18 protein-coding genes are annotated in these 21,090 nt (G+C 60.4%); 9 read left to right on the top strand and 9 right to left on the bottom strand.

The genetic code is table 11. From position 1 onward, the window contains the following. Window positions 1–83 precede the first annotated feature (83 nt). Together rhlB and HU737_RS17825 are read right to left on the bottom strand one after the other, a co-directional pair. Window positions 84–1,523, bottom strand: a complete 1,440-nt coding sequence (gene rhlB / locus HU737_RS17830) for an ATP-dependent RNA helicase RhlB (protein WP_186553831.1) — start codon at window positions 1,521–1,523, stop codon at window positions 84–86. 100 nt (window positions 1,524–1,623) lie between these two features. Then, complete coding sequence (locus HU737_RS17825; RefSeq protein ID WP_186553832.1) at window positions 1,624–2,280, bottom strand: alpha/beta hydrolase; 657 nt, start codon at window positions 2,278–2,280, stop codon at window positions 1,624–1,626. A gap of 337 nt (window positions 2,281–2,617) precedes the next feature. Between HU737_RS17825 and HU737_RS17820 the strand changes: the two genes are divergently transcribed. The 4 genes from HU737_RS17820 (at window position 2,618) to HU737_RS17805 (ending at window position 6,775) form a co-directional block, all read left to right on the top strand. Further along, on the top strand, window positions 2,618–3,646 hold the full coding sequence (locus HU737_RS17820; protein ID WP_186553833.1) for an amino acid ABC transporter substrate-binding protein: 1,029 nt from the start codon (window positions 2,618–2,620) through the stop codon (window positions 3,644–3,646). Window positions 3,647–3,713: 67 nt separating this feature from the next. Then, on the top strand, window positions 3,714–4,892 hold the full coding sequence (locus tag HU737_RS17815) for an amino acid ABC transporter permease (protein WP_186553834.1): 1,179 nt from the start codon (window positions 3,714–3,716) through the stop codon (window positions 4,890–4,892). 10 nt (window positions 4,893–4,902) lie between these two features. Beyond that, window positions 4,903–6,000 (top strand): amino acid ABC transporter permease, encoded by a 1,098-nt coding sequence (locus HU737_RS17810; RefSeq protein WP_186553835.1) that lies wholly within the window; start codon window positions 4,903–4,905, stop codon window positions 5,998–6,000. Between the two features lie 10 nt (window positions 6,001–6,010). Then, entirely contained in the window at window positions 6,011–6,775 is a 765-nt protein-coding gene (locus tag HU737_RS17805) for an amino acid ABC transporter ATP-binding protein (protein WP_186553836.1), read from the top strand. Between the two features lie 123 nt (window positions 6,776–6,898). Here HU737_RS17805 and algW read toward each other — a convergent pair whose 3' ends face one another. Beyond that, a complete protein-coding gene (gene algW, locus HU737_RS17800) occupies window positions 6,899–8,059 on the bottom strand; it encodes a Do family serine endopeptidase AlgW (RefSeq protein WP_186553837.1) in 1,161 nt (386 codons plus the stop codon). A gap of 282 nt (window positions 8,060–8,341) precedes the next feature. On the opposite strand from algW, the gene HU737_RS17795 reads away from it, so the two are divergent. The 3 genes from HU737_RS17795 (at window position 8,342) to cysN (ending at window position 12,158) form a co-directional block, all read left to right on the top strand. Beyond that, complete coding sequence (locus HU737_RS17795; protein WP_186553838.1) at window positions 8,342–9,100, top strand: Nif3-like dinuclear metal center hexameric protein; 759 nt, start codon at window positions 8,342–8,344, stop codon at window positions 9,098–9,100. Between the two features lie 222 nt (window positions 9,101–9,322). Then, entirely contained in the window at window positions 9,323–10,240 is a 918-nt protein-coding gene (gene cysD, locus HU737_RS17790) for a sulfate adenylyltransferase subunit CysD (protein WP_186553839.1), read from the top strand. Window positions 10,241–10,256: 16 nt separating this feature from the next. Further along, a complete protein-coding gene (gene cysN, locus HU737_RS17785) occupies window positions 10,257–12,158 on the top strand; it encodes a sulfate adenylyltransferase subunit CysN (protein WP_186553840.1) in 1,902 nt (633 codons plus the stop codon). Between the two features lie 50 nt (window positions 12,159–12,208). Here cysN and HU737_RS17780 read toward each other — a convergent pair whose 3' ends face one another. From HU737_RS17780 to HU737_RS17760, 5 genes are all read right to left on the bottom strand, one after another. Then, on the bottom strand, window positions 12,209–12,472 hold the full coding sequence (locus HU737_RS17780; protein ID WP_312155007.1) for a bacteriocin immunity protein: 264 nt from the start codon (window positions 12,470–12,472) through the stop codon (window positions 12,209–12,211). Continuing rightward, window positions 12,469–12,789 carry a pyocin-S2/colicin E7-DNase domain-containing protein gene (locus HU737_RS17775; protein WP_186553842.1) on the bottom strand — a complete coding sequence of 107 codons (321 nt, stop codon included), beginning with the start codon at window positions 12,787–12,789 and terminating at the stop codon, window positions 12,469–12,471. Before HU737_RS17775 ends, HU737_RS17780 begins: the two co-directional genes overlap by 4 nt. A 262-nt stretch (window positions 12,790–13,051) precedes the next feature. Next, window positions 13,052–13,315, bottom strand: coding sequence for a bacteriocin immunity protein (locus HU737_RS17770; protein WP_186553843.1), 264 nt, complete (start codon window positions 13,313–13,315; stop codon window positions 13,052–13,054). Next, window positions 13,312–15,840: an S-type pyocin domain-containing protein gene (locus HU737_RS17765; RefSeq protein ID WP_225915618.1), complete on the bottom strand. Its 2,529-nt coding sequence runs from the start codon at window positions 15,838–15,840 to the stop codon at window positions 13,312–13,314. Before HU737_RS17765 ends, HU737_RS17770 begins: the two co-directional genes overlap by 4 nt. A gap of 113 nt (window positions 15,841–15,953) precedes the next feature. After that, on the bottom strand, window positions 15,954–16,433 hold the full coding sequence (locus tag HU737_RS17760) for an Lrp/AsnC family transcriptional regulator (RefSeq protein WP_186553844.1): 480 nt from the start codon (window positions 16,431–16,433) through the stop codon (window positions 15,954–15,956). 127 nt (window positions 16,434–16,560) lie between these two features. Between HU737_RS17760 and HU737_RS17755 the strand changes: the two genes are divergently transcribed. Continuing rightward, window positions 16,561–17,757: a methionine gamma-lyase gene (locus HU737_RS17755; protein WP_186553845.1), complete on the top strand. Its 1,197-nt coding sequence runs from the start codon at window positions 16,561–16,563 to the stop codon at window positions 17,755–17,757. A gap of 86 nt (window positions 17,758–17,843) precedes the next feature. Beyond that, entirely contained in the window at window positions 17,844–20,540 is a 2,697-nt protein-coding gene (mdeB, locus tag HU737_RS17750) for an alpha-ketoglutarate dehydrogenase (protein ID WP_186553846.1), read from the top strand. A 77-nt stretch (window positions 20,541–20,617) separates the two neighbouring features. Here mdeB and HU737_RS17745 read toward each other — a convergent pair whose 3' ends face one another. Next, a complete protein-coding gene (locus tag HU737_RS17745; RefSeq protein ID WP_186553847.1) occupies window positions 20,618–21,055 on the bottom strand; it encodes a Z-ring associated ZapG family protein in 438 nt (145 codons plus the stop codon). Between the last annotated feature and the right edge of the window lie 35 nt (window positions 21,056–21,090).

The raw sequence follows: 21,090 nt of genomic DNA, 5'->3' as shown, positions 1-21,090 counted from the left end.
GAAGCTGCCTGGGCCTACGCTATCGCGGGGCAAGCCCGCTCCCACGCGATGACTCTTACGCTATGCCTTCCACACTACGCCTGTCAGTGATGCTTGCGCGGTACTGCCTGCAGCAACTCGTCAGGTGGCATCTCGCACTTGATCTTGCGCCCCAGCAGCTCTTCGATCGCTGGCAACTGATACGAATCATCCTCACCGGCAAAACTGATCGACACACCCGCAGCCCCGGCACGACCAGTACGGCCAATGCGGTGCACGTAGTCATCCGGATCTTCCGGCAGGGTGAAGTTGATCACGTGGCTGATGCCATCGATGTGAATCCCGCGCCCGGCCACGTCGGTGGCGACCAGCACGGTGATGCGCCCCTCTCGGAAGTTTTCCAGGGTACGAATGCGCTTGTGCTGCGGCACGTCACCGGACAACTGGGCGGCGTTGATGCCGTCGCGCACCAGGCGCTCTTCGATGCGCCGCACTTCATCCTTGCGGTTGGCAAAGACCATCACCCGTTCCCACTTCTGCTGGGTCACCAGGTTGTACAGCAGCTTGTACTTGTCGCTGCCGGCCACGGCATAGACGTGCTGCTCGACGGTCTCGCTGGCAACGTTCTCCGGTTCGATCTCGACGATCGCAGGGTTGGTCGTCCATTGCTTGGCCAGGTTCATCACATCGTCGGTGAAGGTCGCCGAGAACAGCAGGGTCTGGCGCTCGCTCTTGGGTGGGGTCTGGCGGATGATCTGCCGCACCTGGGGGATGAAGCCCATGTCGAGCATGCGGTCGGCTTCGTCGAGCACCATCACCTCGACCATGTCCAGGTGCACTTCGCCGCGCTGGTGGAAGTCCAGCAGGCGCCCTGGAGTGGCTACCAGGATGTCGCAGTGACGCGCTTCGAGGGCCTTGAGCTGCTTGTCGAAGTCCATGCCGCCGACGAACGTCATCACGTTCAGGCCGCTGTACTTGGTCAGCGCCGCGGCGTCCTTGGCGATCTGTACCACCAGCTCACGGGTTGGGGCGATGATCAGCGCGCGCGGCTCGCCCATGTAGCGCTCTTTCGGCGCCGGGGTCTGCTGCAGCTGGGAAATGATCGAGATCAGGAACGCGGCGGTCTTGCCGGTGCCGGTCTGCGCCCGACCAATGGCGTCCTGGCCGCGCAGGGTGTAACCCAGCACTTGGGCCTGGATGAGGGTGCAGTAGGGGAAGCCCAGGTCCTGGATGGCATGCATCAGCTCGTTGGAGAGCTTGAAGTCATGGAAGCGGGTCTTGCCTTCTTGTGGCTCGACGACGAAGTCTTCTGGTTTCCACAGGCTGGCTTGTGGCTTGGGTTTGCGCTCGCGGCGCGGCTTGTCCTGTACGGGCTTGTCGACGCGAGGGCTGGCAGGCGCTGGAGCTGGCGCTTTGGCGCTGGGCTGGGCCTGGGGTGCCGGCGGTTGGACCGCAGGCGCGGGCGTAATCACGCGGGCATCGGGTTCCACGGCCTGAGGCGCGGCGTCTCCCTTGCCGAATATTTTTTTAAGTGCCTTGAGCACGGTCGTCTCATCAATTGGTTAAGGAATGTACGCCCGGCAGTGTAATGCAAGAACCGGGTGCGGCGTAGCGCAATGCACAGCCAACTACATACGGCCTGACTCAGCGCAGGCGTTCACTCAGCCAATCGTGGATGTCGGACAGCTCTGCCACGGCCACCTCGTGCTCCATCGGGTATTCATGCCAGCGCGCGGCGACGCCCCAGCTGTTGAGGTATTCGAAGGCCGTGCGGCCCATGGACGGGATCACCACCGGGTCATGCACGCCATGCAGGCACAGGGCCGGCGTGCGCTGCTGGCAGGCGCTGAGCTGATGGCCTTCGCTGAAGGTCGGGGCATAGGTGGACAGGGCAATCACGCCGCCCAGTGCTTCTTGCCACTTTATATAGGCAGTGTGCAGTACCACCGCGCCACCCTGGGAGAAACCAGCAAGGATGATCCGCGCCAGGTTGATGCCCTTGGCTTGCTCGGCCTTGATCAGTTCGATCACCTGCTCGGCCGATTCATCCAGTTGCGCCTCGTCAATGGCGCGGGCTGGGGTCATGGCCTTGATGTCGTACCAGCTGGGCATCTGATAGCCGCCGTTGATGGTCACCGGGCGGGTCGGGGCCTGGGGCATGACGAAGCGGGTACTGAGCAGGCGCTCCTGAAGAAATTCGGCCACCGGTAGGAAGTCGTAACGGTCGGCCCCCAGTCCGTGCAACCAGATCACACAGGCGTCGGCGGTATTTTGCGGTTCGAGAATCAGCGGTTGGGTCATGACTGCTCCGAAAGTGTGCGCGCTGGCTTAAGTGGTGCGTAAAAAGAAGGCATCTGTAGTGAATGCCAGAAATAGATGTCGCAACTCTACAACTTTTCCTACTTGACTACCGCTTAAACGCTTAAGCCTTCGACTGTGGTACGCGCTTTGCTATGAATCGAGTGATGCGAAGGGATGGCCCCATGCCGGTAACACCCCTCGTACGGATACAAAGGCTGTCATAGAACAGCTCATTGCGCCAATTGACCCAAAAACAAGCCAACAAGGGTCGGATGCGCCTCATAAGGGTGCGGTGCAATTCCGGCTCGATACAACAAGAGCGATTTGGAGGTTGTGAATGAAGATGTTGAAAACCACCCTGGCAGTCCTGACCGCTGCCGCCGCGCTGGGCGCCACCAGTTTCGCCCAAGCCGGCGCTACCCTCGATGCGGTAAAGAAGAAGGGCTTCGTCCAGTGTGGCGTGAGCGATGGCCTTCCGGGTTTCTCGGTACCTGATGCCAAAGGCAACATCGTCGGTATCGACGCCGATGTCTGCCGCGCCGTGGCCGCCGCCGTGTTCGGCGACGCCACCAAGGTCAAGTTCAGCCAGCTCAACGCCAAGGAGCGCTTCACCGCGCTGCAGTCCGGCGAAGTCGACGTACTCTCGCGCAACACCACCTGGACCAGCTCGCGCGATGCCGGCATGGGCCTGGTATTCGCCGGTGTTACCTACTACGACGGCATCGGCTTCCTGGTCAACAAGAAGCTCGGCGTCTCCAGTGCCAAGGAGCTCGACGGCGCTACCGTGTGCATCCAGGCCGGTACCACCACCGAGCTGAACGTCTCCGACTACTTCCGTGCCAATGGCCTGAAGTACACCCCGATCACCTTCGACACCTCCGACGAGAGCGCCAAGTCGCTCGAATCCGGCCGTTGCGACGTGCTTACTTCGGACAAGTCGCAGCTCTATGCACAGCGCTCCAAGCTGGCTGCACCGACCGAGTACGTGGTACTGCCGGAAACCATCTCCAAGGAACCTCTGGGCCCCGTGGTACGCAAAGGCGATGAAGAGTGGTTCAGCATCGTCAAGTGGACCTTGTTCGCCATGCTCAACGCGGAAGAGGCGGGCATCACCTCGAAGAACGTCGAGGCCGAAGCCAAGTCGGGCAAGAACCCGGACAACGCTCGTCTGCTCGGCGCTGACGGCGAATACGGCAAGGACCTCAAGCTGCCCAAGGACTGGGTCGTACAGATCGTCAAGCAAGTGGGTAACTACGGCGAAGTGTTCGAGAAGAACCTGGGCAAAAGCACCCCCCTGCAAATCGATCGTGGCTTGAACGCCCTGTGGAACAACGGCGGCATCCAGTACGCGCCACCTGTGCGCTGATGGCTGCACCCTGCGGCGGCATTCCGCCGCCGCAGGCTGTTCTGATCCCTTTTTTCCGGGGCACTTCATGCAAAATCAAATCGGCGCACAAAAGGGGTTTTCCCTGAGCGATCCACGTGTGCGTGCGTGGCTGTTCCAGATCGTCACGGTGGCATTCGTGGTCGGTCTGGGTTGGTACCTGTTCCACAATACCCAGACCAACCTGCAGCACCGTGGCATCACCTCGGGCTTTGACTTCCTCGAACGCAGTGCCGGCTTCGGCATCGCCCAGCACCTGATTCCCTACGTGGAGTCGGACAGCTATGCGCGGGTGTTCGTCATTGGCCTGCTCAACACCCTGCTGGTGACCTTCATCGGCATCATCCTGGCGACTTTGCTGGGCTTTATCGTCGGCGTGGCGCGGTTATCGCCGAACTGGATGATCAACAAGCTGGCGACCGTGTATGTGGAGACCTTCCGCAACATTCCGCCGCTGTTGCAGATCCTGTTCTGGTACTTCGCGGTGTTTCTGACCCTGCCCGGACCCCGTGGCAGCATCAACATCGACGACATGTTCTTTATCAGCAACCGCGGCCTGAACATGCCCGGCGCGTCCATGGCGGACGGGTTCTGGCCGTTCGTTGCCGCGGTGCTGCTGGCCATCGTCGCGGTGGTGCTGATGGTCCGACATGCCAACAAACGGTTCGATGAGACTGGCGAGCCGTTTCACAAGTTCTGGGTGGGTTTGCTGCTGTTGCTTGGCATTCCTAGCGTGTGCGCGCTGCTGTTCGGTAGCCCGGTGCACTGGGAAGTGCCGCAGCTCAAGGGTTTCAACTTCGTCGGCGGCTGGGTGCTGATCCCGGAGTTGCTGGCATTGACCCTGGCGCTGACCATCTATACCGCAGCCTTCATTGCCGAGATCGTGCGCTCAGGGATCCGTTCGGTCAGCCATGGCCAGACCGAAGCTGCGCGTTCGCTTGGCCTGCGCGAGGGCCCGACCCTGCGCAAGGTGATCATCCCCCAGGCCCTGCGGGTGATCATTCCGCCACTGACCAGCCAGTACCTGAACCTGGCGAAGAACTCGTCCCTGGCCGCCGGTATCGGCTATCCGGAGATGGTCTCGCTGTTCGCCGGTACCGTGCTCAACCAGACCGGCCAGGCCATCGAGGTGATTGCCATCACCATGAGTGTCTATCTCGCCATCAGCATCAGCATTTCGCTGCTGATGAACTGGTACAACAAGCGCATAGCGCTGATCGAGCGGTGAGGATACGCCCGTGAATGCCCATGTTTTCAAACCCGATATGCCGCCACCGGTGAAAACCGTCGGCGTGCTCGCATGGATGCGTGCCAATCTGTTCTCCAGCTGGCTTAACACCCTGCTGACCCTGTTCGCCCTTTACCTGGTGTGGTTGATCGTGCCGCCGCTGTTGCAGTGGTCGCTGATCGATGCCAACTGGGTCGGTACCACCCGTGCCGACTGCACCAAGGAAGGCGCTTGCTGGGTGTTCATCCAGCAGCGCTTCGGCCAGTTCATGTATGGCTACTACCCCAGCGAATTGCGCTGGCGCGTCGACCTGACGGTATGGCTGGCGGTGATCGGCGCAGCGCCGCTGTTCATCAGTCGCTTCCCGCGCAAGGCGATCTACGGCCTGGGCTTCCTGGTCCTGTACCCCATCGTCGCCTATGTGCTGCTGCATGGCGGCAGCCTGGGCCTGGCCACGGTGCCGACCAGCCAATGGGGTGGCTTGATGCTGACCCTGGTGATCGCCACTGTCGGTATTGTCGGCGCGTTGCCGTTGGGCATCTTGCTGGCATTGGGCCGACGCTCGCACATGCCGGCGGTGAAGGTGGTCTGTGTGACCTTCATCGAGTTCTGGCGCGGCGTGCCGCTGATTACCGTGCTGTTCATGTCGTCGGTGATGCTGCCGCTGTTCCTGCCCGAGGGCATGAGCTTCGACAAGCTGCTGCGGGCGATGATCGGGGTGATCCTGTTCCAGTCGGCGTACATCGCCGAGGTGGTGCGCGGTGGCTTGCAGGCGATTCCCAAGGGCCAGTACGAGGCCGCTGCGGCGATGGGCCTGGGTTACTGGCGGGCGATGGGCCTGGTGATCCTGCCGCAGGCGCTCAAGCTGGTCATCCCCGGCATCGTCAACACCTTCATTGCCCTGTTCAAGGATACAAGCCTTGTAATCATCATCGGCCTGTTCGACCTGCTCAACAGCGTCAAGCAGGCGGCGGCAGACCCGGCCTGGTTGGGTATGGCGACCGAGGGCTACGTGTTCGCGGCCCTGGTGTTCTGGATTTTCTGTTTCGGTATGTCCCGCTACTCCATGCATCTGGAGCACAAGCTGGACACTGGCCACAAGCGTTAGGAGTTTGCATATGAGTGAAGCGATCAAGCAGCCTGCTGGCCCCGAAGGCATCATCCAGATGCAGGGCGTGAACAAATGGTACGGCCAGTTCCATGTGCTCAAGGACATCAACCTGAATGTGCGCCAAGGCGAGCGTATCGTCCTGTGCGGCCCGTCGGGCTCGGGCAAGTCGACCACCATCCGTTGCCTCAACCGCCTGGAAGAGCATCAGCAAGGGCGTATCGTCGTCGATGGCGTCGAGCTGACCAACGACCTCAAGCAGATCGAAGCGATCCGCCGCGAGGTGGGCATGGTGTTCCAGCACTTCAACCTGTTCCCGCACCTGACCATTCTGCAGAACTGCACCCTGGCACCGATGTGGGTGCGCAAGATGCCCAAGCGCAAGGCCGAGGAAATCGCCATGCACTACCTTGAGCGGGTGCGTATTCCCGAGCAGGCGCACAAGTTTCCGGGGCAGTTGTCTGGTGGCCAGCAGCAGCGGGTGGCGATTGCCCGGGCGCTGTGCATGAAGCCGAAGATCATGCTGTTCGATGAGCCGACGTCGGCGCTCGATCCGGAGATGGTCAAGGAAGTGCTCGATACCATGGTCGGCTTGGCCGAGGACGGCATGACCATGCTCTGCGTGACCCACGAGATGGGCTTTGCCCGGACCGTGGCGAACCGGGTGATCTTCATGGACAAGGGTGAGATCGTCGAACAGGCGGCGCCGGATGATTTCTTCGACCGGCCGCGCAGTGATCGGACCAAGCTGTTCTTGAGCCAGATCCTGCACTGATAAAACGCACTCGTGGGAGCGGGCTTGACCCGCGATAGCGTCCGATCAAACTAACGCTATCGCGGGGCAAGCCCGCTCCCACAAGGTTCGCTGGCTAGGCTGAAACTCTACCTAGACTGAACCTCACTTCTCCTCGGTTTTGGCCACCGGCGCCGGTGGCGGCCGCAGCCCCACCTCGGCAATCAGCTTGAGCTGCTGCCCATTGCGAATCACCTCGATGGCCACCTTGTCGGTCGGCTTGATCCGCGCCACCTGGTTCATCGACTTGCGGCCATCGCCGGCCGGTTCGCCATTGATGCTCAGAATCACGTCACCCAGCTGCAAGCCTGCGCGCTGCGCCGGGCCATCGCGGAAAATCCCCGCCACGACGATCCCTGGCCGCCCCTCAAGGCCAAACGACTCGGCCAGCTCCTGGCTCAGCGGTTGTACTTCGATACCCAGCCAGCCACGGATCACCTGCCCGTGCTCGATGATCGACTTCATCACCTCCAGCGCCAGCTTGACCGGAATGGCGAAACCAATGCCCTGCGAGCCGCCGGATTTGGAGAAGATCGCCGTGTTGATACCGACCAGGTTGCCGTTGGCATCGACCAGCGCACCACCGGAGTTGCCCGGGTTGATGGCGGCGTCGGTCTGGATGAAGTCTTCGTAGTTGTTCAGCCCCAGCTGGTTACGGCCGGTGGCGCTGATGATGCCCATGGTCACGGTCTGGCCGACGCCGAACGGGTTACCGATGGCCAGCGAGACGTCGCCGATGTGAATGTTGTCGGAGCGGCCAATGGTAATCGCCGGCAGGCTCTTGAGGTCGATCTTCAGCACCGCGAGGTCGGTTTCCGGGTCGCTGCCGATCACCCGCGCCAGGGTTTCGCGGCCGTCCTTGAGGGCCACGACGATCTGGTCGGCGCCGCTGGTGACGTGGTTGTTGGTCAGCAGGTAGCCCTCGGGGCTCATGATTACCGCCGAACCCAGGCTCGACTCCCAGCGGCGCTGCTTGGGCAGGTTGTCGCCGAAGAAACGGCGGAACTGCGGGTCTTCGAACAGCGGGTGGGCGCTCTTGTTCACCACCTTGGTGGTGTACAGGTTGACCACCGCCGGGGCGGCCAGCGTCACCGCGTCGGCATACGACACTGGGCCCTGCATGATCCGCGTGGTTTGCGGTGCTTGTTGCAGGTTGACGTCCTGGCTGGGCAGGCCGACCCATTCGGGGAAGCGCTGGATCACCAGCAGGGCAATCAATATGCCGGTAAGCAGTGGCCAGCCAAAGTAACGCAGAACCTTGAGCATCGAATGAATCCTGGGAGTGGGGCAGGGGCCGTTGCAGAGTGGGCCGGGATGCAAGCGCGCGCGATCATACACGTCAAAAGTATGCTCGGCGACGGCTACGATCGCGGGGCAAGCCCGCTCCTACGCAGGCCGCGCTGATCCGAGGGGGGCGGGCTTGCCCCGCGATTGCCATATGCCCCAGGCGACTATCGCCGGTTTCCCCGAGTCCGGCGACGGCCCATAATGGCGGCCATTATACGGGCGTTGCGCCCGCCGAATGTGCAGATTTCGAGGAGATTTTCCATGGCCGTCGCCCTCAGCACCCTGGTCGAGGAAGCCGAGCGCTACCTGTCCAGCGCCAAGATCCAGGATTACTGCCCCAATGGCCTGCAGGTCGAGGGGCGGCCGCAGGTCAGCCGGATCGTCACGGGCGTCACTGCCAGCCAGGCGTTGCTCGATGCTGCTGTCGAGGCGCAAGCGGATCTGGTCCTGGTCCACCACGGTTATTTCTGGAAAGGCGAGAACCCGTGCATCACCGGCATCAAGCAGCGCCGGTTGAAGACCTTGCTCAAGCATGACATCAGCCTGCTGACGTTCCACCTGCCGCTGGATGTGCATCCGGAGGTGGGCAACAACGTGCAGTTGGCGCACCAGTTGGGGATTACCGTCGAAGGGCCGCTGGATCCGAACAACCCGAAAGTGGTCGGCATGGTCGGCTCGCTGAGTGAGGCGATGTCGGCGCGCGACTTTGCCCGGCGTGTGCAGGAAGCGCTGGGCCGTGAGCCGCTGTTGATCGAGGGTGATCAACTGGTGCGGCGCATTGGTTGGTGCACAGGCGGCGGCCAGGGCTACATCGACACGGCGATTGCCGAGGGTGTCGATCTGTTTCTGAGCGGCGAAGCTTCCGAGCAGACCTTCCACAGCGCTCGCGAGAATGGCATCAGCTTCATCGCTGCCGGGCACCATGCTACCGAGCGGTATGGCGTGCAGGCACTGGGCGATTACCTGGCGCGGCGGTTTGCTGTGGAGCACCTGTTCATCGATTGCCCTAATCCGATCTGATCGAGCGTTGGGCCGCTTTGCGGCTCATCGATCCTGTAGGAGCCGGCCTGCCTGCGATGGCCTGCACAGCAGGCCCCATGCGCCCCAAACCCCCAGTCATATGGTTAGATTGTTTCGATCTAGCCAGCCTCCTAAATAGAATCAGGTGCTGTGATAAAGTGGCTCGCTCGAACACGGCCCGCTTGGCCGTCCATAAGATCGTATCGTTTTACGTGAGTAGCCATGGTCGACAAACTGACGCACTTGAAACAGCTGGAGGCGGAAAGCATCCACATCATCCGCGAGGTGGCCGCCGAGTTCGACAACCCGGTGATGCTGTACTCGATCGGCAAAGACTCCGCCGTGATGCTGCACCTGGCGCGCAAGGCCTTCTTCCCGGGCAAGCTGCCGTTTCCGGTGATGCACGTCGACACCCAGTGGAAATTCCAGGAGATGTACAGCTTCCGCGACAAGATGGTCGAGGAAATGGGCCTGGAGCTGATCACCCACGTCAACCCTGAGGGTGTGGCGCAGGGCATCAACCCGTTCACCCATGGCAGCTCCAAGCACACCGACATCATGAAAACCCAGGGCCTCAAGCAGGCGCTGGACAAGTACGGCTTCGACGCCGCCTTCGGTGGTGCGCGCCGTGACGAAGAGAAATCGCGGGCCAAGGAGCGGGTTTATTCGTTCCGTGACAGCAAGCATCGCTGGGATCCGAAAAACCAGCGTCCGGAGTTGTGGAACGTCTACAACGGCAAGGTCAACAAGGGCGAGTCGATCCGCGTCTTCCCCCTGTCGAACTGGACCGAACTGGACATCTGGCAGTATATCTACCTCGAAGGCATCCCAATCGTGCCGCTGTACTTCGCCGCCGAGCGTGACGTCATCGAGAAGAACGGCACCCTGATCATGATCGACGACGAGCGCATCCTCGAGCACCTCTCCGAGGAAGAGAAAGCGCGCATCGTCAAGAAGAAGGTGCGTTTCCGTACCCTCGGCTGCTACCCGTTGACGGGTGCTGTCGAGTCGGAAGCCGAGAGCCTGACCGACATCATTCAGGAAATGCTCCTGACGCGCACTTCCGAGCGCCAGGGCCGGGTCATCGACCACGATGGCGCAGGCTCCATGGAAGACAAAAAACGTCAGGGCTACTTCTAATTTTCAGGGTTACTCCATGTCGCACCAATCCGATTTGATCAGCGAAGACATCGTCGCTTATCTGGCTCAGCACGAGCGTAAAGAACTGCTGCGTTTCCTCACCTGCGGCAACGTCGATGATGGCAAGAGCACCCTGATCGGGCGCCTGCTGCACGACTCCAAGATGATCTACGAGGACCACCTCGAGGCCATCACCCGTGACTCCAAGAAGTCCGGCACCACTGGCGAAGAAGTCGACCTGGCGCTGCTGGTCGATGGCCTGCAGGCCGAGCGTGAGCAGGGCATCACCATCGATGTCGCCTACCGCTATTTCTCCACCGCCAAACGCAAGTTCATCATCGCCGACACCCCGGGCCACGAGCAGTACACCCGTAACATGGCCACCGGTGCCTCGACTTGCGATCTGGCGATCATCCTGGTCGACGCCCGTTACGGCGTGCAGACCCAGACCCGCCGACACAGCTACATTGCCTCGTTGCTGGGCATCAAGCACATCGTCGTTGCGGTCAACAAGATGGACCTCAAGGGCTTCGATGAAGGCGTGTTCGAGTCGATCAAGGCCGACTACCTGAAGTTTGCCGAGGCCATCAACCTGACGCCGAGCAGCCTGCACTTCGTGCCGATGTCGGCGCTCAAGGGCGACAACGTGGTCAACCGCAGCGAGCGTTCGCCGTGGTACACGGGCCCTGCGTTGATGGAAATCCTCGAGACCGTTGAAGTTGCCGCCGACCGCAACTTCACCGACCTGCGCTTCCCGGTGCAGTACGTCAACCGGCCGAACCTGAACTTCCGCGGCTTTGCCGGCACCCTGGCCAGCGGTGTGGTGCACAAGGGCGATGAAATCGTCGTGCTGCCGTCGGGCAAGAGCAGCCGGGTCAAGTCGATCGTCACCTACGAAGGTGAGTTGGAAAACGCAGGTCCAGGCCAGGCCGTGACCCTGACCATGGAAGACGAGATCGACATCTCCCGTGGCGACCTGCTGGTGCATGCCGACAACGTCCCACCGGTGACCGATCAGTTCGACGCCATGTTGGTGTGGATGGCTGAAGAGCCGATGCTCCCAGGCAAGAAATACGACATCAAGCGCGCCACCAGCTACGTGCCCGGCTCGATTGCCAGCATCAGCCACAAGGTCGATGTGAACACCCTTGAGAAGGGCGCCGCTAGCGCGCTGCAGCTGAACGAGATCGGCCAGGTCAAGGTCAGCCTCGACGCCGCTATCGCGCTGGACGGTTACGACAGCAACCGCACCACCGGTGCATTCATCGTCATCGACCGCCTGACCAACGGCACCGTTGGCGCCGGCATGATCATCGCCCCGCCAGTGCTGCCGCATGGCAGCACCGGCCAGCATGGCAAGTTGGCCCACGTTGCCACCGAAGAGCGCGCCCTGCGCTTCGGCCAGCAGCCGGCTACCGTGCTGTTCAGCGGCCTCTCTGGCGCTGGCAAGAGCACCCTGGCCTATGCCGTTGAGCGCAAGCTGTTCGACATGGGCCGTGCGGTGTACGTGCTCGATGGCCAGAACCTGCGTCACGACCTGAATAAAGGCCTGCCACAGGACCGCGCCGGTCGCACCGAGAACTGGCGCCGTGCTGCCCACGTCGCGCGCCAGTTCAACGAAGCCGGCCTGCTGACCCTGGCCGCCTTCGTCGCCCCGGATGCCGAAGGCCGCGAACAGGCCAAGGCACTGATCGGCAAAGAACGCCTGGTGACCGTGTACGTACAGGCATCGCCGATTGCCTGCCGCGAGCGCGACCCGCAAGGCCTGTACGCTGCCGGTGGCGACAACATCCCGGGTGAAAGCTTCCCGTTCGATGTACCGCTGGATGCCGACCTGGTGATCGATACCCAGAACAGCAGTGTTGAAGAAGGCGTCAAGCAGGTGCTGGACGTGTTGCGCCAGCGCGGCGCGATCTGATCGCTAGCGCTGCATGAAAAAACCCGCCTCGGCGGGTTTTTTTTGCGCTGTCATGGCGACTCGCGCAAACAAACCAGCCCCTCTGCCGTCCGCCAGGCAATTACACGCTGGACAATCTGCTCAGCGCTTTCATCCTTCCCCGAGGCCGGGTTGTAGATCAGGTCGGAGCCGGATGGGTGTCCCACCAGCTCAATGAAATGCTCAAGCAAACGGTCCTGCCAGGCGCGCGTCCCGGCGGCCTGGATCAACTCCTCGACCAGCGCCTTGAACTCGCCATAGCTGTAATCAGCGAGGCTGGTTCTATCAAGGATCACCACGGAAACTCCGACGAAAGCGCAAATTGCAGGGCGCTCATGACCCTCAGGTTGTATGCGTCATACGGCGAGCCACCAAACTCGGGTGAGTCGAGGTGGCGGATCTCATAGGAGCGCAGCCCCTTTGCAGTGTCCTTGAACGGCGCACGGGGTGGCCAGCCTTGTTTGATTCGATGCAGCTGAGCACTGATGAACTGCTGGGAGTAGACCGGGTCTTCGGCAATCGCCATCCAGAAGGCCATGGAATATTGCTCGAAACTTTCGAATGTGTGCCCTGCCAGTTTGCTGGTGATGTGCCGGGGTAGGTAGGCGGCCATGAGTATTTACCTGCGTAAGTGACGACAAGCGATGAGCAGGGAGAGTCAGCCCGCTGCTAGTGCAATTGCAGGTATTGATGATCGCTTGGAATACGTAAGGGAAATAGTTTTCGCTGGCCGAATAAACTGTAAGTGATTTTTGGCGCTCGCGTAGGTTAATTCTTGCGAGGCGAACTGCAGTTAATTCAGAGGTTTCCTACGCCTTACCTACGATCAGGCAAACAATAAAAGGCCCTGAGGTCAGGGCCTTTTAGTGTAATATTTAGGACGGTTTGAAGCCGTCCTTGCCATTGGCTAGCCGCCATTCCTTGACAATTCTGAGAACCTCCGCTGGCTCTCCTGCCTTTTTAGTGGTGGGCCTATATAATAGGTCTATTCCAGAGGGGTGCTCAGTTATTTTTCTAAAGTGCATTAGCAAAGGTGTGAGCACATTATCAGGCTCGTTCTCATTTGCTTTGTCTATCTCCGCTATAAAATCGAGAAAATCCTTTTCTGTATAGTCGCTGAGTTTTGGTTTAAGGATCATTCCTTGCCTCCATAGTGGATTTTATTATGGGATCGCGGTGTGACGATTCTAATGTTGTTCATGTCATAAACTCCGCCACCTTCGCTTATTGGTACGGTGTGGTGCAGTACGTAGGCTGCCTGACTCATATAAATTTCGCTGTCGGGTACTAATGGCGCATATCCAAATTTCTTCATACGTTGCAAGCTTCTTTCGTCGAATTGTTTTGACAGCTCAGGATCGTTTGCAACAGCCTTCCATAGCCTCGTTCGAAAGCCGTCGAAATTTTTGAAATCTACGCCCCTGAGAAGATCAGCAATATGTGCTGGAATCGGGGCGCCTTCTACACGTGCAGTTTCTCCAGGCCACGCTCCAGAAACTTGTGGCGTCTGTCCGACGGCGACTCCCGGCTCGAATCGCGGACTCTTGAACACCACCAGAATGGGCGGTAACCCCGAGTCGAGTGGGAAGGTAACGATCAATCGTTCCTGATCAAGGTCTAGGGCTGGATACTGCTCCTGCTCCTGCTCCGAGATGACCGGATTGAGGCTGCTGCCGCTATAAACAATCGTACCGGGAGGTACTGGCAGAAGGCTGGTCGAGCTACCGTGTTCACTGCCTGGCGCACTGGCGGGTGTCCAGGTGAGGAAGCGTTGGGGATTATCCAGCGCCACGGTATATAGTTGCCGCTCAGAGTCGAAGCCAGCGGCACGCACGGGGATAGCTCTGCCTCCAGACTCTACGTAGAGGCTCAGTTCCTCAGCTGTTTCAGTTGCTGTGAGAAGGTAGGGCAGGTCAATGCTCTTCGAGGTCATCGCCAGTGCGGATAAGTTCGGCCCGCCAGGGGGTGACAAATCGCTAAGTGGCACGCTGATCAGGTAGCGCCGCTCGCTGTTGCCTAGTGTCGATGGCCAGGCCAAGGAGAGGGTTGCGATCAACGCTCTCCCAATAGCGGGCACGACAGACACGGCTATGTTTGCAACTGCCGCTCGGGTGGCAGTTTGTAATGCCGTGTAGGCTGCTTGCGAGATTGCGAAAGTCGCAGGCCCCAGCGGCAGAATTAGTGGCAGCGAAGCCGAGGTGCTGCCAATCGCGTTGTAGCTGGTACGGCGTCTTTCAGCATCCGCCAGCTCGCGTCGCTGCGCTTCAGCTTTTTGGGCGGCGTCCTTGGCTTTACGTTCAGCCTCCGCTTTTTGTGCAACTTCCTTGGCCTTGCGCGCTGCTTCAGCTTTTTGGGCGGCGTCCTTGGCTTTACGTTCAGCCTCCGCTTTTTGTGCAACTTCCTTGGCCTTGCGTGCGGCTTCAGATTTTTGGGCCGCCTCCTTGGCCCGACGCTCAGCCTGGACCTTTTGAGCTATTTCCCTTGCCTTCCGTTCGGCTTCTTGTTTTTGTTTCAAGGAGTTCGCATGCTGAACCTGCAGACGCTCAAATTCCAATGCACGTTGGCGAAGAGCGGTCAGCGCCGCTGAGAACTGTTGCAAATAGCGGATCGACTCGTTCAGCGCAAGCGCGCGGTGATAGTCTTTCCAAAGTTGGCCCGCACGCCGTTTGGCCTGATCATCAACAAGGTGCAGCAGTGCCTCGACCTCCGGTTTGGAGAGAGGACTTTTAATTTTTGAGTTACGCTCCTTGAACGGAGGGACTTGCGATCTTTTGAGGTTAATCAGCTTGCCAGCGGCAGTCAGACTAACGGCTAGATTCTGCTCAAGTTTTGAAGGCTTTTCGTGCTTGGTGAGTTCAACTAGCTCATGCTGCAAGAGGCTGGGCAGGCAGTCGAAGCAAATCTGTCGCTCCAGCAGTATTTGTGCGGCCCTGCGTGTGATGATCGTGGGCAGGTTGGTGGGCTGTTCTTGAAGCTCGGCATGATCCAGTTGACGAGCAAGCGTGGGGAGGTCGTTTGCCAGTGCCTGGATTTTTTCTGCCTGCAGATGCAATTTATAGGCAGCGTCTACGGAAGCATCGAAAGTAGTCCAGAGCTTTTTAGCACCCTGTCGAGTGAGATGCCCAGGGAACGCGCCGGGATCATTCATACGAGTAGAGAATGAGTCGTAGCGTTTAAAGAAGGGTATCGCGCCGTAGAAGCTTACCGCTTGCGGTAGAGTTTGCAGGTAATCGATGCGCTTTTGCTGAATACTCAGAATCGAAAGCTTTTGCTGTTTCCCAACTATTTGGGCGCGCGAGCCACCGGATTTCATGGCCTGCTGTTCAATGTTCGTGCGTTCTGACGCTATCTGAGCAGAGAGTTGTTTGAGCTGCGGAGCGTAATGTCGCGCATGGATGCGCATGATCGTTAGCTGTTCTTCTCCGTATATACTGCGCCAGGCCAACTCCTTACCGATTTGGCTTTTAGAAAGGGAGGTGCCTCGTGGTTGTCCTGCGTCCATTCCCCAGCCACCGTAGCCAGGTCCCCCGCCACCGGATTGAAGTGGCACCAGAGGTTTCCGGTCAATAGGCTCGGCACTTATGTAAACAGCTTCTGTGAGATGAAGTACAGGATTTGCGGTTACATGTGTATTTTCGAGATGTACTGTCTGTTGTTTAGCCATGTAGGTTCTCCATGATCGCTACACGGCAAATCTGTCAAATGCACTATTTTTTGTAAGTCGGGAACAGCAGATCTAAAAAGTAGGGCAATGCCTGCCCATGAGTAGGAGGCGTCCTAAATATGCTTTTCTGTTACCGGAATCACCCGTCGCTCTTTGACCGCCTTATACGAGAAACTCGAATAAATCTCCTTCACCCCCGGCAACCGCTGCAGCACTTCCCGGGTGAACTCGCCAAACGACTCCAAGTCCCGCGCCAGGATCTCCAGCAAAAAATCATAGCGCCCGGAAATGTTGTGGCAGGCAACGATTTCGGGAATCTCCAGCAGCCGCTTTTCAAACGCCAGGGCGATTTCCTTGGTGTGCGAATCCATCATGATGCTGACGAAGGCGGTGACGCCAAAACCCAGTGACTTGGGCGAGAGAATGGCCTGATAGCCGGTGATATAGCCGTTGTCTTCGAGCAGTTTGACCCGCCGCCAGCACGGCGAAGTGGTCAGCGCGACCTGGTCGGCGAGCTCGGAAACGGTGAGGCGGGCGTTGTCTTGCAGGGCCGCAAGCAGGGCGCGGTCGGTGCGGTCGAGAGTCGAAGGCATGGTTTACCCTCCAGGGTGGCTAATTGTTGTTTTTGTTCCAAGAAGCACCCGCTTGCGTGGGCAACTTTGGAAAAATCCCGGCAGCTCGTTGGCATAAGCTTATAACAAACCACACGAGGCTGTTGCCATGCGCGACTCCAACAATAATTCAGGGTTTTCCACGCGAGCGATTCACCACGGTTACGACCCGCTTTCCCACGGTGGCGCGCTGGTACCGCCGGTGTATCAAACCGCGACCTATGCCTTCCCCACTGTTGAATACGGCGCTGCCTGCTTTGCCGGCGAAGAGCCGGGGCACTTCTACAGCCGCATTTCCAACCCGACCCTGGCCCTGCTGGAGCAGCGCATGGCTTCGCTGGAGGGCGGCGAGGCGGGGCTGGCGTTGGCTTCGGGGATGGGCGCGATCACCTCGACCTTGTGGACCTTGCTGCGCCCTGGCGATGAGCTGATCGTCGGGCGCACGCTGTATGGCTGTACCTTTGCCTATCTGCATCACGGTATCGGCGAATTTGGGGTCAAGGTGCAGCATGTGGATCTCAACGATCTACAGGCGCTCAAGGCCGCGATCACGCCGAAGACGCGAATGATCTACTTCGAGTCGCCGGCCAACCCCAACATGCAGTTGGTCGATATCGCGGCTGTGGTGGCGGCCGCTGCTGGCCATGACATTCGGGTGGTGGTCGACAATACTTACTGCACGCCTTATCTACAGCGCCCGCTGGAACTGGGCGCGGACCTGGTGGTGCACTCGGCCACCAAGTACCTCAGCGGCCATGGCGATATCACGGCCGGGCTAGTGGTCGGGCGCAAGGCGCTGGTCGATCGTATTCGCCTGGAAGGGCTCAAGGACATGACCGGCGCGGTACTGTCGCCGCACGATGCTTCGCTGCTGATGCGCGGTCTCAAGACGCTGGCCCTGCGCATGGATCGGCATTGCGCCAATGCTCGCCAGGTGGCGGAGTATCTGCAAGAGCAGCCCCAGGTGGAGCTGCTGCATTACCCAGGGCTGCCGAGCTTCCCGCAGTACGCGCTGGCGCAGCGGCAAATGCGCCAGCCGGGCGGGATGATCGCCTTTGAGCTCAAGGGTGGCATCGAGGCTGGCAGGCGTTTCATGAATGCCCTGCAACTGTTCAGCCGGGCCGTGAGCCTGGGCGATGCCGAGTCGCTGGCCCAGCATCCGGCCAGCATGACCCACTCCAGCTACACCCCAGAGGAGCGTGCGCATCACGGGATTTCCGAAGGGTTGGTGCGGTTGTCGGTGGGGTTGGAAGATGTCGATGATCTGCTTGCTGACATTGAGCAGGCACTTCGGCTGTGTGCCTGAGCAGTGGGTGATGGCTTCTTTGCGGGCAAGCCCGCTCCCGCAGGGCCTGCGCGGCTCTACAAAACCTTCAGGGATGAGGCGATGCCATGGTAGCGATGATGAATCCCAATGAGCCGCTGAGCGCCGAAGATGCCGATCTGGACAGCGACCCCGGCGAGACCGCTGAATGGTGTGAAGCGCTGGAGTCGACCTTGGCCCACTGCGGCCCGGCGCGGGCGCGCTACTTGTTGCAGCGGTTACAGGCCCATGCCCTGGAGCTGGGCCTGGAGCGCGATACCCAGGCTTTTTCCGCCTATCGCAACACCTTGCCGGTGGAGCAGCAGGGCGTTTATCCCGGTGACCTTGAGCTGGACGAGCGCATCACCAGTATCCTGCGCTGGAACGCCCTGGCGATGGTGGTCCGGGCCAACCATGCCTATGGCGATCTGGGCGGTCATATCGCCAGCTACGCCTCGGCGGCGGAGATTTTCGAAGTGGGTTTTCAGCACTTCTTCCGGGGCGAGGGCGGCGGTGAGCAGCGCAGTGCGGACCTGGTGTTCTTCCAGCCGCATTCGGCACCAGGCATCTATGCCCGCGCCTTTCTCGAAGGGCGCTTGAGCGAGGCGCAGTTGGCCAACTACCGCCAGGAAGTCGCAGGCAATGGCTTGTGCTCTTATCCACACCCTTGGCTGATGCCCGAGTTCTGGCAGTTCCCGACCGGCTCCATGGGCCTTGGCCCGATCAATGCGGTGTACCAGGCGCGCTTCATGCGTTATTTGCAGCACCGCGGCCTGCTGGATACTTCACAGCGACACGTCTGGGGTGTGTTCGGCGATGGCGAGATGGACGAGCCGGAATCGATTGCCGGACTCACCCTGGCGGCGCGCGAAGGCCTTGATAACCTGACTTTCATCATCAATTGCAACTTGCAGCGCCTGGATGGCCCGGTGCGTGGCAACGGGCAGATCATCCAGGAGTTGGAGGCGCTGTTCAGCGGTGCCGGCTGGAATGTGATCAAGGTGCTGTGGGGTTCGGAATGGGATGCGTTGTTCGCCCGTGACCATGAGCATGCGCTGCTGCGCCAATTGGCAGCGACCCCGGATGGCCAGTTCCAGACCCTGGGCGCCAACGATGGTAGCTACAACCTCGAGCATTTCTTCAAGCAAAGCCCGGCGTTGCAGCGGCTGGTCGAGCACATGAGCTCAGAGCAGATCAATGCGCTCAGACGCGGTGGCCACGACATGCGCAAGCTGCATGCCGCCTACGCCGCAGCCAAGGCCTGCAAGGGCCGGCCGACGGTGATCCTGGCCAAGACCAAGAAGGGCTATGGTATGAGCAGCGCCGGTGAGTCGCGGATGACCGCGCATCAGGCCAAGAAGCTCGATGTGCAGGCACTGCTGGCGTTTCGCGATCGCTTCCATTTGCCATTGTCGGACCAGGCGGTGGAGCAGCTGCAGTTCTATCGCCCCGCCGAGGACAGCGCCGAGATGCTCTACCTGCGCCAGCGCAGGGCCGCCTTGGGCGGACTTTTGCCGCAGCGGCGCAGCGACTGCCGCAGGCTGCCAGTGCCGGATCTGCAAGCGTTCGGCAGTTTCGCCCTGCACGCCGATGGCAAGCCGATGTCCACCACCATGGCCGCCGTGCGCTTGCTTGGCAGCTGGCTGAAGACGCCGGAGCTGGGCCCGCGGGTAGTGCCGATCGTGGCTGACGAGGCGCGCACCTTTGGCATGGCCAGCCTGTTTCGCCAGATCGGCATCTACTCGTCTTGTGGCCAGCGCTACGAGCCTGAGGACGCCGGTTCGCTGCTGACCTACAAGGAAGCGCGCGACGGCCAGTTACTTGAGGAAGGCATCACCGAGGCAGGGGCGATTTCGTCCTGGGTGGCGGCGGCAACCTCCTACGCGGTGCACGGCGAGCCGATGTTGCCGGTGTACATCTATTACTCGATGTTCGGCTTCCAGCGCGTCGGTGACTTGATTTGGGCTGCCGCCGACCAGCGTGCCCGGGGCTTACTGCTCGGGGCAACTGCCGGGCGCACCACACTGGGCGGTGAGGGGTTACAGCATCAGGATGGTTCGAGCCTGGTGATGGCCGCGTTGGTGCCTAACTGCCGGGCCTGGGATCCGTGCTTTGCTGGCGAGCTGGCAGTCATCCTCGATTACGCCGCGCGGCGCATGTTGGTCGAGCAATGCGACGAATTCCACTATGTGGCGGTGATGAATGAAAACTATCCACAACCCACACTGGCTGCCCAGGCCTATGAGGATGTGCTGCGTGGGATGTACCGCTTTAGCCAACAGCAGGCGCTGAATCCGCGTGGCAAGGTGCGGTTGTTGGGCTCAGGGGCGATCTTGCGGGAGGTGATCGCCGCCAGCGAGCTGTTGGCCACCGAATGGCAGGTCGACAGTGACGTGTTCAGCGTGACCAGCTTCAGTGAACTGGCGCGTGAAGCGCGGCAAGAGCGCCGGTCTGCGGCGATGGGGCAGGGCGGCGAAGAAGAGAGTCATGTACGCCGCTGCCTGGCAGGGGATGCGCCGGTGATAGCCGCCAGTGATTATGCGCGGGCCTGGCCGCAGCTGATTGCCGAATACATCGAGGCGCCCTATATGACCTTGGGCACCGATGGCTTTGGGCGCAGTGATACGCGCCAGGCGTTGCGCCAGTTCTTCGAGGTGGATCGGCATAGCGTGGTGATGGCGGCGTTGTATAGCCTTGTCAAGCAGGGGCAGTTGGCAGAGCAGGTGCTGGGGCAGGCGAGGGCGCGTTATCAGCTGAGTGATTCACAAGCGCCCTGGTGCCGCTGATCCTGGAGGTGACGCCAAGTGTCAATGTGTCTCAAATAAACAAGGCCTCTTGCGAGGCCTTGTTCGTTACATCCTGATCAACGCTTGAGCCCGTAGCTCTCGTCGAGCATGCCCGGCGAGTTAGGTGCCTTGGGCGCGTAGTCACGCGGTACTTCAGCCGTGTCCTTCGGCGGGGTCAGGCGGTCACGTGGACCTTGCGCCGCTTCCGAGTGCAGGGCGGCCAGCAGGCGCTGACGGGTCAGTTCGTCGAGGGCCAGGCGGTTGGCGCCATCGGCCAGGTGATCCTGCACATCCTGGTAGCTCTGGGTCAGGCGTTGGACCAGGGCAGCAGTGCTGTTGAAGTGCGTCACCACTTCGTTCTGATAGCTGTCAAAACGCTGCTGGATGTCATCCAGCTGGCGTTGCGTGCTGCTGGGTGCAGCGTTGGGCAGCAGGCGGGCCACGACGAAGCCGACGACTACGCCGACGACCAGGGCCAGGGTCGGCAACAACCAAACAAGGAGCGAGAGTTCCACGAGTCCTTCCTCTATAAACGGCTTTGCTTTACGTT

Source organism: Pseudomonas urmiensis (assembly GCF_014268815.2).
Lineage (GTDB): Bacteria > Pseudomonadota > Gammaproteobacteria > Pseudomonadales > Pseudomonadaceae > Aquipseudomonas > Aquipseudomonas urmiensis.
Note: the sequence above shows the minus strand (reverse complement) of the source record. Positions and strands in the feature narration are given on the sequence as shown.